This window comes from Carboxylicivirga mesophila (assembly GCF_018271975.1).
Lineage (GTDB): Bacteria > Bacteroidota > Bacteroidia > Bacteroidales > Marinilabiliaceae > Carboxylicivirga > Carboxylicivirga mesophila.
The window spans coordinates 24087-41925 of sequence record NZ_JAGUCN010000012.1 but is presented as its reverse complement, the minus strand read 5'-3'; the positions used below and the strand labels follow the sequence as shown (position 1 = coordinate 41925).

The following is a 17839-nucleotide window of genomic DNA, read 5'->3' as shown; positions in this document are numbered from 1 at the left end:
CTTTCTTTTATGTTACATTTTTATGGTAGCAAGTCTACCTATCTCTTTGTTCCTCAATTACAATTTTATCCCACCATTTTAAAGTTTATTAAGAAAATCATTTTCTGATTTCTTGATGATTTAATTATGAATTGCTACTTTTGCGTTGCATTTTTGAAGACCTTATTAAAACAATTCTTAAAAAAGCAATAAAATGTCAAAAATCAAGATTGGGATTAACGGGTTTGGCCGTATCGGACGTTTCGTTTTCCGTCAGGCTGTAGCTAAAGGAACTGTTCAGGTTGTTGCTATCAACGACTTGATCGATGTAGATTACATGGCTTACATGTTGAAGTACGATTCAACTCACGGTCGTTTCGACGGTACTGTTGAAGTAAAAGACGGTAAATTAATCGTAAACGGTGACGAAATCCGTGTTACTGCTGAAAGAAACCCTGCTGACATTGCATGGGGTGCTGTAGGTGCTGACTACGTAGTTGAGTCAACTGGCCTTTTCCTAACAAAAGAAACTGCACAAGGTCACATCGACGCTGGTGCTAAAAAAGTGGTTATGTCTGCTCCTTCTAAGGACGACACGCCTATGTTCGTAATGGGTGTTAACAACACTAAGTACACTAACGATATGACTTTCGTGTCAAACGCTTCTTGTACTACTAACTGTTTAGCTCCTATCGCAAAAGTATTGAACGACAAGTTCGGTATTGTTGACGGTTTGATGACTACTGTTCACGCTACTACTGCTACTCAAAAGACTGTTGACGGTCCTTCAGCTAAAGACTGGAGAGGTGGACGTGGTGCTGGTCAAAACATCATCCCTTCATCAACTGGTGCTGCTAAAGCTGTAGGTAAAGTAATTCCTGAGTTGAATGGTAAGTTAACTGGTATGGCTTTCCGCGTACCAACTCCTGATGTATCAGTTGTTGACTTAACTGTAAACTTAGCAAAAGGTGCTTCTTACGACGAGATTTGCGCTGCAATGAAAGAAGCTTCTGAAGGCGAATTGAAAGGTATTTTAGGATACACTGAAGACGCTGTTGTTTCTAACGATTTCATCGGTGAAACTCAAACTTCAGTATTCGACGCTAAAGCTGGTATCGCTTTAACTGACACTTTCGTAAAAGTTGTATCATGGTATGACAACGAAATGGGTTACTCAGCTAAAGTATGTGAATTGATCGAGTACATGGAATCAGTAAAATAATTGATTCCCTCAATCATATAAGAAAGGCTTCCAATACTGGGAGCCTTTTTTAGTACTCAAACCCTTCTGCATAAGAGGAACAGGCAACACCATTAATGCCAGATTTAAGTTCTAACCGTTTAAGCACCCTAAACCTTAATGTGAGAATTTAAAAATTGTCCTACCTATTAATAAACCTTCAAATACTAATGATGGCCTGAACCCACTAATGAATCAAAATTGATGAATTGGTATGTTAGCAAACTCATAATAAGGGAGAATGTGGGTTCTGTCAATACCTTTTTAAGCAAAAGCATATATTTATAGTTGATTTCATTTAATAAACATCAACGAACATATTATAATTTGAGTTTGAATAAACGGTTGGAAATAGAAAGAAAATATGCTCCTACATCTATCTTAAACGGATATAATCAATCTCCAGTTGAAATGCTTCAGCTCGCTTATTGGCTATTAAAAAAGCCACTTCTTCAAGTTTATTAGCCGGATAGTTCGGCATATTTAGCTGTCGTCCACGAAAGGTTGGATACATCCTACCTAAATCTACTTCTATTAATTGCCAGTCTCCCGTGGTATTGAAATACTGTATATAAGCATGTTTGTCTTCCCGATGGCTTTTTACCCGAAACTGATAACGTTTACCATCACCTTTTAATCGTATAACAGCAGTTGAATATGACCTTACATCTAACTGCTCGAACTGATATCTGACAGAAGAAAATCCTCCGTTATTCTCGAGCGAAACATAACCATAAAACACCCCCTTGCCATCACTATTAACTTTCAGCTGTCCTTGCGACATCCCGCCCATCACGCCATCATTAATTACCTGCCAGCCAGACGAATTGTCATTTTTTGAGAAATCATAAATCGTTTTATCGCTTGTATTCACCATCATACCAATCAATATTACTAAGAACAGTTTCATAACCTCAAACTCTATGCATTAACCTGAACCTGACTAAAATGCTTCGCCAGAATCCTCTCTCTGTAATCGAATATACTTGCCAGGCGCCGCTGAATAAACAAGGCATTGGCAATACGCCCCAATAAACCAAAAGGCGGACTGTAACTCACGATATCTGTCATTAAAGTACCGTTATCCGTCTGCTCTATCCAATGCTCATGATGCCACATTTTGTAGGGACCAATTCGTTGTTCATCAACAAAATATTGCCCTTGCTTTATGTGAGTAATTTCGGTGACCCATCTAGCACGATACATAGTAAACGGCTTTACATTGTATTCAATTATCATTCCCTCATACATTTGGGCAGGCATATGCCTGGTAACAATATCAAAGCCCATGGATGTAGGGGTGATTTTCCGCAGATTGGCTGGGTTAGATACAAATTCCCAAACACTTTGCAGATCGGAGTTTAGATGCTGCTGCCTTATTAACTGATAAAATGCCATAGGTTCTTTTATTTGATATAGAATCAATCAGGGAAAAATCAATACTTTTAATAAATATCAATCACCCATACTTCTTAAACCTAGGTGCTAAAATTTTGTTCATTTTTTACCAATAACAAATGAACAGTCATTCCTCTTCTTAAATCCCATCAAAGGCAGGCGTTTAGTAGCTCAAGAACTTGTAATTGTGTTTTTTGTTACGTCGCTCAATTGAACACGGGATGGCACTTTTGCTTTTATCTCGGCAAACACGATAGTTGACCACAAGCTGGTAGGTATTTCCATATGCCGAACGCGCTTTTGTTAAGCCAAACTGATACTCTAGTCCTACACTAAAGTTTTTATAAACAATACCCCCGGTTACAGCCATACCAAGCGATTTACCAATTTTATCTTCAGTAGTGTGACGATACGACACCAAACCCCAGGTAGCCCAATCAGGATCAGGCGTTGGCATGTATAACTTTAAATTAGCATCCAAACGACTATCAACATACATATTGCGCCGATAAAGGAAAGTAGGCTCAAGATAAAAGTCCCTATCCGGTATTTTAAAACTGCTTCCTGCGTGGATATGAATATCGGTCGTTAGCGGAGGTTCATCTTCATGAGCATATAAACGATTGTTTTGCGGCAACAGGTTGGTAATACCCACTCCAAAATGATAATCATTGTATTTCAGAAGCACCCCTGTACTAGCATTAAAACCCCAACCGCTTTCGTTACCTCCGTTTAATATGGGATCAAAATAATCGGGGTCCAGTAAATCCTGCACTTGCAATGAACTTTGTTCAAGCGAAAAAGCTAAACCGAAAGAAAGCGTTATAGCCTTTCTCTTTGATTTCTTAAGCTGCAATTCATATGAGAAAGCCTGATGCAAACCTAACTCTTTATAATAGCCATTTCTATCATTGTACACATAGGTTCCTGATCCCATCTGCTCCAGCACAGGTATCTGAAAACTAAACACCTGGTATGTTGGAGCCAAATCGGTACCAAACCACTGCTTTTGAAAGATACCTGTGGCAGTGAAACAGTTCTTATGAAAGGCCGCAGCTGCCGGATTCATCTGGAACAAATCATACACGTACTGATTTGTCAGATAATACTTTTGAGCATACCCTATCTGAGTGGCAATAAATAAACCTATTATCAACCCTAGCTTCCGCACAATAATTCCTCGTTTAAGTTTAGCGTTTAATCGTAAGATGCCCCTTCATCAATTTATTTATCGGCTTCAATTCTATCACGTACCAATATGCATCTGAAGGAAGCGGTTTACCCAGGTATTTTCCATCCCATGGTGGATCGGATGCATAAAACTCTTTGAGTAACTTGCCATACCTGTCAAAAACGCGAATAATTGAATCGGGCAGTTTATCGAGTCCCTTGATGTGCCAGGTATCATTATAGCCATCGCCATTAGGCGTTAGAACCGGCGGTACGCCTATCTCCAAAATATTATCGAGCAACAGTGTATCCACTGCAAAACAGCCATTGACATCTTCCACATAGAATATATGCTCACCATTAGGTAATTTGCTAAACACATTACTCTCCTGCAAATCCTCATCATTAATGGCGTACCAATACGGAGATGTACCACCATCGGCCATTACAACTGCCTGAGCATATATAGAGGTATCGAGATAAGCAATAACCGGTGTTGGATGAACAACCAGCTGCATGGTATCGCTGGCCCATACGCAACCATCAAAAGCACGCAACCAATAGGTGCCGGCAGCATCCAACTCTACCGATGGCACCACATCTCCGGTACTCCACTCGTACTGCTCAAAGCCCATATCAGCATCAATCCATATGCTATTGAACGAGCAGACTGAAGTGTCAGACAATAAACCAATAGGCTGAGCCACCTTATGCTTAAGCGTTTGTGTATCAAAACCCGTACACCCAAATTCATCAGTTACAACTACTGTATTAACTGTATCCATGCGGTTAGCTATAATACTTTGAGAGGTGGCACCATTATGCCACAGATATGAGGCATAGCCAATGCCGGCATCAAGTACCCAGGTATCAACCGGACAAATGATCATATCAGGTCCTAAATCAACTTCAGGAACAGGCCTCCAAACAACTGAAGCACCCGCTGAAGAAGCACAATCGTTTACGTCAGTGACCTTTAACTCATAGTAACCATTGCCTACCGTTATTGACTGTGTAACTGCACCATTACTCCACAGGTATTGAAAATCGCCACTCGGCCCCGAAAGCGTTGCCAGGGTTCCTGCACAATCTATAAAATCTTCTAATTCAACTATCGGCGCTTCAAATAGTGACACATTAACTACATCTTCGGCACGGCAACCATAACGGTTCAATACCTCAAGTTTATAAGCACCTGATTGTGTAACCCAAAGACTCTGTGTATTTAAAGCTGGATTATCATTCCACTGGTATTGTGTATAGCTTTCCTTAGGCGAAATACCAATACTGATATCACCGCAAGCATTAATATCATCACCTAAATCAACTATAGGCGATGGATAGATATTTACCACAACATCATCAGACACATCACACCCATTGACATCAACTATTTTTAAAACATAGGTACCTGATGCATCAACTGTAAGCGGTGTATTATCTGCCAGATGACTTTCCCCCGCAGCACCTAAACGGTACCAACTGTAGCTCTGCGCATCAGCAGGCGCATTTGGTAAGTCAACCGTTTCATCATCACAAGCCGATGGAGGCGTAACCAGGTTAAGTGGTGTGGTGGCCATACTATTAACATTAACATCGTCGGTAGCTGCACAACCAAACTCATCCACCGCGGTTACTGAATACAAACCAGGTGATGATACTGTGATTAATGCCGTTTGCCAGTCACTATAACGACTATTTACATTTCCATTCCAATACAAGTAGCCAAATTTGGCGTTATCAGGTGAAGAAAAGCTTTCCACCATCAACTCCTGTTCAAGGCCATCACATAGCGAGAAAAGATCTGGCAGCTTAACCTCTGGTAAGCTATGCTCAGCCACCGTTATCTCGTTACGCTTCGTACAAGTTCCGGAGGTAGCAATTACTTCATAAACAGCTCCTGATGATACATTAATAATCCTATTTTGATTATCGAATTCAGGCCTGGAGACATTATCAATCGTCCATGAATACGTATCATAGCCTTCACTGGCAATAACATCAACCGATTCACCATCACATAAATCTTTGGTAATAATCAGGTCGATAGGATTGGTGGTATAAAAAGCAACATTCACCTCATCACTCACCGGGCAACCGTTAACATCTATGGCTTCAACCCGATATATCCCACTATTATCAACAGTAGAGTTAGTTATCTGGTATGCATGTGCAGGTGATGGGTTTAAGTCTTCGCTAGTGCCGGGATTATTAGCTGGCTCAAAAGTCCAGTTAAATCCGGTATAGTTTGTTTCGTTACCTATTGTCAATGTTATTCCTACGCACTCATCCCTATCCGGTCCTAAATCGATATAAAGCGGTTCGTGCAAGCTAAGTTGCGCCTCTTCTCGAGCCATACAACCATTAGCATCAGTTACTTCTAACCAATAATTACCGCCAGTACTCACATCAATAGACTGTGTTTGCTCGCCCGTACTCCAGTTATAGCTTACAAAACCTGCAGGTCCGTCAATGGTCACTACGCTTCCTTGGCACCCAGTTTGATCTGCTAAGGTAAAAGAAGGCAATGGAAGCACCGTGATATTAATGGTTTCGCTGGCAGAGCATTCATCAATCGTCCAGGCAGTTACTGTATAAGTTCCACTCTGATCAGGAATAATCCAGTTTTGGGATTCATCTTCATTTAAAACAACTCCATTGTATCGCCACTCGTAGCGCTCAAATCCAGTAGTGTTAATTACTGCTGTGCCTTCACAAACAGTGGTGGCATCCAACACAATATCGGGTACCGGTGAAATATTTATTTGCACTGTATCGCTATTGATACAGCCCATCGCATCCGTCACTATCACGTTTAATTCAGAGGTACTACCATCGACCACTAGTTGTGTTTGATGGTTGGTATCTCCATTGCTCCATAAATAAGCACTATATGCATCTTCAACTTCATAGTCGAGCACCTCGCCTTGACAAACAGTCGTATCATTACCCAAATCAACCTCGGGGAATAGAAAGTTGACATTAAGCGTATCTGCGATAATACAACCTCCAAAAGCCACTTCGGCTTCCACCCAATATTTACCTCCTTCGGTAACTGTTAACACCCTGTCTGTTGACAGCACCTGGTTACCCGTTTCAACCGAATACCATGTATAATTTTTCATGCCCTCCTTGGCTTCCAATATAATTTCCTCGCCCAGGCATTTGTCGCCGGCACCAGCGGCATAAAACGAATTATAAGATGAGAAATAGCCAAAGCTGGCCCCTCCTCCATCTGCTTTCTTCGAATCACTCTCATCGAGGATACACAAATGGAACAGTCCGCTGGTATTTTCAAGGCGATATGGAACACCTGTACTTAGTTCATCCAGATTAACGGCGCAACACACCCAGGCATCCTGACCCGTTCCCTGTCCAGGTACCGTTTGCCAACTCTTTATATACTTAGTGACGCCAATATCATTGCCTTTATTATCGTAGAGAATGAAATTCTTAACATCTTTCCTCTTGATAATGATATTGACCCAAAAATCACGATTAAACACCCGTGTGAATGACACACTAGTGGAACCATTACAACTATAACTTGGCAGAATGGCACTGCCAATCTCATTGGCAATGGTAGATGAATTGGGGTTGACCAGACCTGTCAGCTGATAGGCATAAACTTTTTTGGTAGCATAGATGTAAAGGGCATGATCCGAAATATCAAACTCAGCTATTTCACCTTTATTCAAGGCTTTGGCATTTTTAGTAGTGTTATTAGCAAACACCAGCGTATTATCCTCAATAGCCAATACAAATATCTTTTGTACCGAATTCTGATTCTTATAACTGGATGAAGCCTTGCTTGTATTCATCGCAATGTATTCGTTACCAATAACATTAACAGGTACCAACTGATCGCCTATCAAATCCTTTGGAAAACTATTGACGTCTTCCACTATCGCATCATCAGAAATGGTGACAGCAATGCGCTTATCGGCCAGTATATGCGTGCCCGCCAATGTGGAAGCAGGTGCAATATTTCTGTTCTCAATGCAATAGGTTTGACCTTTGTTTAGCGTAATTGTATAAGGCACCCCTGCCAGGTGACCCGTAACATCAACAGCCGGCGTAATGGTGACAGTGGTATTATCTTCAGTAGCCACAATATCGGCCTTTTCATTGGCCTTGCCGCTGTAATCGATGCAGTTACCATAACTATTTTGACCTGGCACATAAAACTCAAACCCCAGGGCTTTATCTTCCTTTAAAATGAATTTATCCGGATTATCAGCTGCACTTATATCATAATAAGCAGCAATATCGGCGGTTGAGATAATAAGCAAGCCCTTATTATTTACCTGATTAGCCGGTGAGTTCTCAACGTCATTTTTATTCAGTTCAATACCCAGATGAGAATAAGGCTGTACTGTTTGCGTACTGAGTACCTTTCCTCCCTGAGCTGGTAAAGAAACTGTAATAGTTGCCGCTTCTTCAAAAGTTGTAACGCGCAACACTAGTGGCGCATCGCCGTACCCCTCCCAAATGTCGGGTGCAGCAAACCAAAATTCACGACCAATCTGTCCGTTCACTGCAGATACCACAGTCAACAGAAGAAGATAAAGATATATCCTTTTCATGCTGGTTAATGTTAGGTGAGATGTAAGATACCGTCCAACTCTCACTTGTTATTACCAATGATTTATATAACCACCTACACTAAATAACCCCAAAGTACCATGATTTTATACGATGATACTCTCCTGCTTACGCCTCACACCTAACTAAAGTTGCGCTTTGCATTAAGTTTTTTTAATAAACCTCCTGAAAACCAACTGCTGTTATTCACGTTTATTAACATGATTCAACTGCCAAACAACAGGTTATCATCCAATCAGAAATTTCTGAACTTAATACAAACATGAAACCTGCAAGTAGAGATGCTCACACATTGAGCCTAATAAAACAACCCTATCTGAAATAATATAATCAATTATTACTCGTAACGCAACGATTCAATAGGATCCAGTTTGGAAGCTTTTATGGCGGGCATCAATCCAGACAGGACACCTACCACCAGACAAACGATGATACCTACAAGAACCCACCCCCATGGTACAATAAAATCAGATTTCATCACCATTGACATCAAATTGCCGACAAGTACGCCCAGCACTATACCTATCATTCCACCAAGCTGTCCTATGATAATTGATTCAAAGAGAAACTGATTTCTGATAGCCTTGGAATTGGCGCCTATGGCTTTTCGAATGCCAATCTCGCGTGTACGCTCAGCTACGGCCACCAGCATAATATTCATCAAACCAATAGCTGCACCCAGTAAGGTAATTAAGCCAATGAAAAAGGCGACGAGTGTTACACTGCCAGTACTTTCTATCAATAGTCGCGATAAGTTATCGCTCTTGTTCACATTAAAGTTACTTTCATCATGAACTGTCAAACGGCGAATTACCCTAAATAAGCCGGTTGCCTCCGAAATAGCCACATCTACCTGCCCGCTATCATTCGCTTTTACCACAATCTTGTAGGACATATTTGGCCGGCTAAACACCTGTCTGACATTGGTAACAGGTAATAACAGAATATTATCACTTTGTGACCCAAAACCGGCACCCTTCTCGTCAAGCAGTCCAATCACCCTATACTTGGCTCCTCCCGATACAATGACCTTATCAACCGGATTTTGATCATTAGGAAATACTTTTTTAGCTAGCGCACTTCCTAGTATGGCTACATACCTGTTATCTTTTATTTCCTGTTGTGTAAAATTGCGACCTGAGCTGATATTATGACCTTCCACATCCAGGAAGTTCTCATCTACGCCAATGACCATCACATTAGGATTTGACTTCTCGGATTCATGCTTTACAGTAGCTGCACCTGTGGCTATATGCGATACAGCCACTATAGCTGGAAAATCAAACTCTTCCTTAAATTGCATCGCTTCTTTGAAAGTAATAGAGCCAAAACGCTTGTTACGCAGCTTACGTTTACCAATCTGCACATTCATTCCACGATTCTCAATGGTAAATGAATTGGCGCCCATCCCGGTGAATTTATTGCTGATGGTTGCTTCAATGGAAGAAATAGCTGTTAAAATACCAATGAGAGCGGTTAAGCCAATGCCAATTATCAAAATGGTTAAAATAGTTCGTAGCAAATTGGTTCTGATTGAACCTAAGGCTATTCGTAGATTTTCATAAAGCAAGGTGAACTTCATATTGGTTAGATTTCAGCTGGTTTGAATAAGGCTTCAAGTTACTAAAAGTATTTTAATAGAGGCCTTCTGAACAACCAAATCATTTTTGAACTGTTCTAAAACATGGTAATAAATAAGCAGTTTTTAGTAAGTTTGTTATTCTTATAATCTGATAAAAAATCGAATGTAAAAATACTAAACCAGTAGTAAAATGGCTTTTGATATTGAAATGATTAAAAAGGTGTATGCCGAGCTGCCAGGCAAAGTGGAGAAAACACGACAATTGCTTGACAAGCCGCTGACCTTAACTGAAAAGATTTTATACGCTCATCTGGCTGATGCACAACCTGCGGTCCCATACGAACGAGGCAACTCGTACGTTAATTTTAATCCGGACAGAGTGGCGATGCAGGATGCTACGGCACAAATGGCGCTTCTGCAGTTTATGCAGGCCGGCAAAGCTAAGGCAGCAGTTCCTTCAACGGTCCATGCAGACCACCTGATACAGGCCAAGGTAGGAGCTGATAAAGATTTAGCAACAGCCGAAGTAACTAACAAAGAGGTTTACGACTTTCTAAGTTCAGTATCAAATAAGTATGGTATTGGCTTCTGGAAACCAGGTGCTGGTATCATCCATCAGGTCGTGCTCGAAAACTATGCTTTCCCGGGCGGTATGATGATCGGAACTGACTCCCACACAGTTAATGCCGGCGGACTAGGCATGGTGGCTATTGGTGTTGGTGGTGCCGATGCGGTAGACGTAATGGCAGGCATGCCATGGGAACTGAAATTTCCAAAGCTGATTGGTGTTAAGCTGACCGGAAAACTAAATGGCTGGGCAGCTCCTAAAGATATTATCCTTAAAGTAGCAGGCCTGCTGACTGTAAAAGGTGGTACTGGCTGTATCGTTGAGTATTTCGGTGAAGGTGCCGAATCGTTAAGCTGTACTGGTAAAGGTACCATTTGTAATATGGGAGCCGAAATTGGCGCCACTACTTCTACCTTTGGCTACGATGCATCTATGGCGCGTTACCTGGAAGCAACCGGCCGTGCTGATGTAGCAGCTGCTGCTAATCAGGTGAAGGAACACTTAACTGCCGATGCAGAGGTTTATGCTAATCCTGAGCAATACTTCGATCAACTGATTGAAATCGATTTAAATACACTTGAGCCACATTTGAATGGTCCGTTTACACCTGACAAAGCCACTCCTATTTCGCAAATGCGCGAAGAAGCTGAGAAAAATGGCTGGCCATTGAAGGTTGAAGTTGGTTTGATTGGTTCATGTACCAACTCATCATACGAAGATATTTCACGTGCAGCCTCAATTGCCAAACAGGCAGCTGAGAAAAACCTGAAAGCAGCCGGTGAGTTTAAAATCACACCAGGCTCTGAGCAGGTGCGTTACACCATTGAACGCGATGGCCTGATAGATATCTTCAACCAAATGGGTGGCGAAGTTTACGCCAATGCCTGTGGACCGTGTATTGGTATGTGGGCACGCACAGGTGCTGAAAAACAAGAGAAGAACACCATCGTGCATTCGTTTAACCGCAACTTTGCTAAGCGTGCAGATGGCAACCCAAATACCTTTGCATTTGTAGGGTCTCCTGAACTAGTAACAGCATTAGCCATTGCCGGTGACTTGGGCTTCAACCCGATTACAGACACGCTGAAAAATGCCAAGGGAGAGGAAGTGAAGCTGGATGAACCAACCGGTCATGAATTACCTCCAAAAGGTTTTGACGTAGAAGATGCCGGTTATCAGGCCCCAGCGGCCGATGGTTCTGGTGTGGAAGTGGTTGTGAGCCCTGAAAGTGAGCGTCTGCAGCTGCTGACACCATTTACACCTTGGGATGGCAAAAATATCACGGGTGCCAAACTGCTAATTAAAGCCAAAGGCAAATGTACAACTGACCATATATCAATGGCTGGTCCTTGGTTAAAGTTCCGCGGTCACCTGGATAATATTTCCAACAACATGCTGATTGGAGCAGTTAACTTCTTCAATGAAGAAACCAATATGGTGAAAAGCCAGCTGACAGGTGAGTACGGCGAAGTGCCTGCCACACAAAGAGCCTATAAAGCCGAAGGTATTCCAACTATTGTGGTGGGTGACCATAACTATGGCGAAGGTTCATCGCGTGAGCATGCTGCCATGGAACCTCGTCACATGGGCGTTCGTGCTGTATTGGTAAAAAGCTTTGCCCGCATCCACGAAACCAACCTGAAGAAGCAGGGCATGCTTGGTTTGACCTTTGCCAACGAAGCAGACTACGACAAAATCATGGAGGACGATACGTTTAACTTCCTGGATTTGGATGCTTTTGTGCCTGGTAAACCATTACAGCTGGAAGTGGTTCACGCCGACGGTTCAAAAGAAGTGATTGTAGCCAACCACTCGTACAACGAGCAGCAGATTGCCTGGTTTAAGGCCGGATCGGCACTTAACCTAATTAAAGAGCAAAACAAATAGTAAGCAATTACATAACTCGAAGAAAGGCTGTCTAAATAAGGCAGCCTTTATTTTTTAGCCATCCTCCAACTATCTCAATTTCTTCTGAGGCTGACAAGAAACAGCTATCAGCTAGTCGCTTTTCATCTGGAACCTTTTTTAGTAAGGTAAACCCCCAGCAATACAATACCCATAAACAGGAAATGATAAGCGGTGACTGTCTCCCCGTCAAGCATGCCCCACATAATGGCAAATATTGGAATGACATAGGTAACCGAAGATGCAAATACGGGTGACGAATATTTAATCAAGGTATTCATCAGTAGCATAGCAGTGGCAGTACCAATAAAGCCTAATAAAGCCAAGGCTCCAAGATGAAGTAACCAATCCGGGTTCTGTGTGGCCGCCTGTATATCAGAACTAAAAAAGTAATACAAGGCCACAGGGCCGAAAAACAGAAATGATAAGGCAGTTATCTGCACACCACTTAAATGAGTAAGGTATGCTTTGACAACATTGATATTAACGGCATAACAGATGGTGGCAGCTACCACAAAAAAGGCGTAAGTATTCAGGTTGTTGAGCGATACACTTTGTCCGGATACTATTAAACCCAAAGCACCAATCAGACCCAGCGTAATACCCAGATACTGACTCAGGCGGCTCTTCAGCTTGAAAAATACCACACTAACCACAAGTGTAAAAACCGGTGTTAATGAGTTAAGCATACCGGCCAGTGAGCTATCAATGCGTGTTTGTGCCTTGGTAAATAAAAAAGCCGGAATCAGGTTTCCCACAAAGCCGGCCACCAGTAATGGCAATATATCTTTACGCTTCAGTGTTTTCAGATGAGGCAATGCCAATGGCAACAAAAATAAAGATGCAAAACCCATACGCAACGAAGCAACCTGAATATTATCAAAGCTTTTTAAGCCTATTTTCATCAAGATGAATGAGCTGCCCCAAATAAAGGCCAACAGAAGTAAGACTGTAAACTGAAACCATTTCTTTTCCCAGGGCATAAACTATTTTTTATGCGAAACTAACTTATTTTAAAGATATAAGAATAGCGATACCCAATAATCAGGTTCAAATAATCACATTCTTTCTATCTTTAATCAAAAATCAATCAACATACATATGAAAGCAATCATAAAAACTGGCTTATCGCTGGCACTACTTATGTGCATCGGCACCCTGCTACATGCTCAAAATACACTAACGCCCGATGAATTACTCAAACTAAAAAACAGTCGTGCAGTACAGCTACACCCCGATGGCGATCAGCTTATCTATGCCGTGTACACCCCGCGAACAGCCAATGAAGCTCCTGGTGGCTCGCGCACAAGCTATATACTGGCCAACCTAAAAACAGGTGAAAGCAAGCCGCTGTTTGACGAAGCCATTAAAGGCAGCTCGCCGCAATGGAGCCCCGATGGCAAACACCTGGCCTTCAAGATGAGGGCAGACAATGCCTATCAGATTTTTGTATTACCCGAAAACGCCACGGAGCCTATCCAGGTAAGTGATGAAAGTAATGGTGTTAACTCATTTGAGTGGAACCCCGATGGAACAGGTTTTGCCTATCTGTCAACTACGCCCTACTCGGCACGAGAAAAGGAGCTTAAACAGAGGGGCTATGACTTCATCTATTACGAAGAGAATATCAAAAACGACAACCTCTATCTAATTAAGATTGATGAGCATTTTAAACAAACTGCTAAAGTGCAAATCACGGAAAATGTTAACGTGTGGGATTTTACCTTTGACCACCAGGGCCAACAACTGGCCTATGCCGCTACTGAGCAAAAGCTGATTGACCAGCGGTACGTGTTCAGAAAGATTCATATTTATAGCCTGGAAACGGGTAAAGTCAGCCGCGTTCTCAATAACGTTGGTAAGCTGGGTAACTACCGTTTTAGTCCTGATGGGCAGCAGCTGACCTACACCGGCGCGCTGAATATCAACGACCATGCAGTAAGCCAGGTATATAAAGTCGATTTAGCAGATGGTTCTATCCAGAACCTCACCTCGGAAAAGTACAAAGGGCATGTGAGTTGGGCCGACTGGAAGAATAACAAAGAAATTGTGTACCTGGCGCACGAAGGCGTTTACCCAAAACTTTACACGCTTTCGCTTAAAAACAATAAACGAAACCTGATATTGGATGCCGGGACCAATGGCGTCATCTTCGGCACACCGCTTTTTACGCCTGATTTCAAATCGTTTGCTTTCACGGGCAATACACCCAATGATATTTCCAACCTTTACAAATGGGATGGTAAAACTGCCCTTTCGAAGATTACAGACATCAATCCTGAATTAGCCCAAACAACGCTGGGTAAGCAGGAAGTCATCAACTTTACTGCGCGCGACGGACTGAACATTGAAGGCCTGCTGATGAAGCCAATCGGCTACAAAGAGGGTGAAACATACCCGCTAATCGTATACGTGCATGGCGGCCCTGAGTCGCACCACTCCAATGGCTGGCTAACAGGCTACTCAACCCCCGGACAGGTGATGGCCGGCAAAGGTTACCTGGTGGCCTATTTCAACTACCGCGCCAGTACCGGCTATGGCGTTGACTTTGCCATGGAAGGTTTTGAAGACCCGGCCGGCAAGGAGTTTGATGATTTAGCCGATGGCATTGACTACCTGGTTGAAAACTATGGTGCCGACCGCAACCGTGTGGGCATGGCCGGTGGTTCATATGGCGGTTTTGCCTCAGCCTGGTTTGCCACCTATTACACAGATTACATTAAAGCGGCAGCCGTGTTTGTGGGCATCACCAATATCATCAGCAAAAAGGGAACGACCGACATTGCCTATGAAGAGCTATATGTACACAGCGGTCAACCACTGGAGAAACAGTGGGAGATGAACCTGAAACGCAGCCCGGTATATCATGCACATAAAAGTAAAACGGCCACATTGATTTATGGTGGAGCCGCCGATCCACGTATTCACCCATCGCAAAGCATGGAGCTGTATCGCCGCATGAAGATGAACGACCACCCGGCTGTGCGCCTTGTACAATACCCGGGCGAAGGCCATGGCAACCGCAAACAAGTGGGCCGCATCGATGTGCTGTATCGCCAGATAGGCTGGATGGATTGGTATGTGAAAGACCTGCAGCCATTAGATGGCCCTATGCCCCCATTGGAGATTAGCGATAAATATGGTTTAGACTGGGATTTTTAAAAAACAGCTCTTCGTGAGGCATTAACGACTCACGAAGAGCCAATAACAATAAAAATGAGTAAAAACAACATATGGGGTAAATCAGCATTGGTTCAATCTTTTATTATCATTCTTTTATTAATTATAATATTGCTCGTTCTAATCTTTTAATAAAATGAAAACAGCTCTTATTGCCGGTGCAAGTGGATTGGTAGGCCAATCTCTTTTGCTACAGCTGCTGCATAGCGACCAATACAGTAAAATCATTGCCTTGGTGCGACGCCCGTCGCTGGGTAACCACCCAAAGCTTAAAGAGGAGGTTATAAACTTCGAGGACCTTGGTTCTTATGAATCACCTCACAATGTTGACGACGTATTTTGCTGTCTGGGTACCACCATAAAAACAGCAGGCAGCCAGGAGGCATTCCGAAAGGTCGATTTCACTTACGTAATTGAACTGGCCAAGTGGGCAGAGAATAAGCATTGCCAGCAATTTGCCGCCATCAGTTCAGTTGGTGCCAGCACTAATACCTCCAACTTTTACCTGCGCACCAAAGGCGAGATGGAAGCCGCTATATCTACACTCAACATTCCTGCCATTCACATCTTCCGACCATCCTTACTACTAGGCCAACGCGATGAATTCCGCTTTGGTGAGAAAGTATCCGAAATAATGATGCGTCTTTTCAACCCAATGATGAAAGGCCGGTTGCGGAAGTATAAAGCCATTGAGGCCAGTGACGTAGCCATGGCCATGTACAACAAAACACAACATTCAATTGATGGCGTTATTATCTATGAAGGAGCTGAGATTGGCTAAGCCATTATTTAGACACGGCCATCTTCAGCTTTTTGCCTTTTATCTTTTCGTGCTTCAGCAGTTGTAGTACTTTCTTTACTTTATTGCGACGAATGGCCACAAAGGCACTGTGATCCAACACATCTATCAGACCTAGTTCATCCTTTTGAAGTTTACCTTTCTTCAGGAAAAGGCCCACAATATCTACCTTATTGATTTTATCTTTCTTACCACTGCCTATATAAATCGTTTGCCATTCGGGTGGTTCGGGCAAAATCGCTTCAGCCAATACTTCCTCAAAATAGATTGTATCCGGAATAAAAGAAGGCAGCTCTTCTCCTTCTGACAACAACACATAAGCCGTTCCATCGGCATGCATACGAGCTGTACGGCCATTGCGGTGGATAAATGCGTCTTCCTTGGATGGCAGGTGGTAGTGAATCACGTATTCAATTTCCGGTATATCCAGTCCGCGCGATGCCAAATCGGTTGTGATTAGCAAATGATGACTGCCATTGCGAAACTTAATTAGCGCACGCTCCCGGTCTTCCTGCTTCATGCCACCATGAAACACATCGTGCGCCACACTTTGATCGTTTAAATGATTGCTGATTCTGTCGGCTGCATCGCGATGATTGACAAACGCCAGCATTGGGGCATTACCCAGCTGACCTATCAACCTAACAAACAAGGCCAGTTTATCTTTTTCATTAGCCCGCGCCGCCTTTAGTTGCAGGCCATCGGGCTGTTTTTGCTCATCAATGTAATTCAGTTCAACAGGCTCCCGAAGTTGTGTAAAAGGTGGTATCTCCTCCATGGGTGTAGCCGATGTCAACACACGCTGTTTCACGCCTCGCAGCTGAGCTGCAATTTCTTTCATCTCCTTCTGAAAACCCAGTTCCAGCGCTTTATCAAACTCATCCAAGACTAAAAAGCGAGTTTCAGAAGGTTTGAATGAACCACGTCGCAGATGATCGGCTATTCGTCCGGGCGTACCTATTAACACTGCAGGCGGATGTTTCAGATTATTAATCTCGGTACGAATGGCATGGCCACCATAGCAACAATTCACCTTAAAACCCGATTGCATTTGTTTGAAAACACTTTCAATTTGCAAGGCCAATTCACGGGCTGGTGTCAGTATCAACACCTGTACATTTTTAATATTCCGATCGAGCTGTTCCAGCAATGGTAACAAAAAGGCCAGTGTTTTACCCGAACCTGTGGGCGACAGTAATATGGTGTCCTGTCTTTGACCGATTGCTTCCATAGCCGCTTCCTGCATGGGATTTAATGCCTGAATATTGAGGCGATGCAAAGCCGCCTTACTTGCTTTTGATAAATGTTGCATGTTACAAAGATAGCTGATTAGTTGGCGCAGACTTATACCCCGGCCTGCTATGACAACTTTTTTTAAGCTATCTTTGGTTTAATATGGATTTGCCACAATAG

The 17839-nt window shown here is 42.8% G+C and carries 11 protein-coding genes; 4 read left to right on the top strand and 7 right to left on the bottom strand.

Annotated elements, in window-relative coordinates:
- Positions 1-193 precede the first annotated feature (193 nt).
- Complete coding sequence (gene gap, locus KEM09_RS11430; RefSeq protein WP_212228444.1) at positions 194-1201, top strand: type I glyceraldehyde-3-phosphate dehydrogenase; 1008 nt, start codon at positions 194-196, stop codon at positions 1199-1201.
- A 394-nt stretch (positions 1202-1595) separates the two neighbouring features.
- Here the strand turns inward: gap and KEM09_RS11425 are convergent, their stop codons facing one another.
- From KEM09_RS11425 to KEM09_RS11405, 5 genes are all read right to left on the bottom strand, one after another.
- Positions 1596-2129: a CIA30 family protein gene (locus KEM09_RS11425; protein WP_212228442.1), complete on the bottom strand. Its 534-nt coding sequence runs from the start codon at positions 2127-2129 to the stop codon at positions 1596-1598.
- 11 nt (positions 2130-2140) lie between these two features.
- Complete coding sequence (locus KEM09_RS11420) at positions 2141-2617, bottom strand: SRPBCC family protein (RefSeq protein ID WP_212228440.1); 477 nt, start codon at positions 2615-2617, stop codon at positions 2141-2143.
- Positions 2618-2780: 163 nt separating this feature from the next.
- Positions 2781-3788, bottom strand: a complete 1008-nt coding sequence (locus tag KEM09_RS11415) for a PorP/SprF family type IX secretion system membrane protein (RefSeq protein ID WP_212228438.1) — start codon at positions 3786-3788, stop codon at positions 2781-2783.
- Positions 3789-3807: 19 nt separating this feature from the next.
- Positions 3808-8373 carry a T9SS type B sorting domain-containing protein gene (locus tag KEM09_RS11410; RefSeq protein ID WP_212228436.1) on the bottom strand — a complete coding sequence of 1522 codons (4566 nt, stop codon included), beginning with the start codon at positions 8371-8373 and terminating at the stop codon, positions 3808-3810.
- Between the two features lie 356 nt (positions 8374-8729).
- Complete coding sequence (locus KEM09_RS11405) at positions 8730-9974, bottom strand: ABC transporter permease (protein WP_212228434.1); 1245 nt, start codon at positions 9972-9974, stop codon at positions 8730-8732.
- A gap of 190 nt (positions 9975-10164) precedes the next feature.
- Between KEM09_RS11405 and KEM09_RS11400 the strand changes: the two genes are divergently transcribed.
- Positions 10165-12429, top strand: coding sequence for an aconitate hydratase (locus KEM09_RS11400; RefSeq protein WP_212228431.1), 2265 nt, complete (start codon positions 10165-10167; stop codon positions 12427-12429).
- 122 nt (positions 12430-12551) lie between these two features.
- Here the strand turns inward: KEM09_RS11400 and KEM09_RS11395 are convergent, their stop codons facing one another.
- Positions 12552-13430, bottom strand: a complete 879-nt coding sequence (locus tag KEM09_RS11395; protein ID WP_212228429.1) for a DMT family transporter — start codon at positions 13428-13430, stop codon at positions 12552-12554.
- 118 nt (positions 13431-13548) lie between these two features.
- Here KEM09_RS11395 and KEM09_RS11390 point away from each other — a divergent pair, with 118 nt between their 5' ends.
- Complete coding sequence (locus KEM09_RS11390; RefSeq protein ID WP_212228427.1) at positions 13549-15609, top strand: S9 family peptidase; 2061 nt, start codon at positions 13549-13551, stop codon at positions 15607-15609.
- 154 nt (positions 15610-15763) lie between these two features.
- Positions 15764-16408: an NAD-dependent epimerase/dehydratase family protein gene (locus KEM09_RS11385; RefSeq protein ID WP_212228426.1), complete on the top strand. Its 645-nt coding sequence runs from the start codon at positions 15764-15766 to the stop codon at positions 16406-16408.
- Positions 16409-16412: 4 nt separating this feature from the next.
- Here the strand turns inward: KEM09_RS11385 and KEM09_RS11380 are convergent, their stop codons facing one another.
- Positions 16413-17738 carry a DEAD/DEAH box helicase gene (locus KEM09_RS11380; RefSeq protein WP_212228424.1) on the bottom strand — a complete coding sequence of 442 codons (1326 nt, stop codon included), beginning with the start codon at positions 17736-17738 and terminating at the stop codon, positions 16413-16415.
- Between the last annotated feature and the right edge of the window lie 101 nt (positions 17739-17839).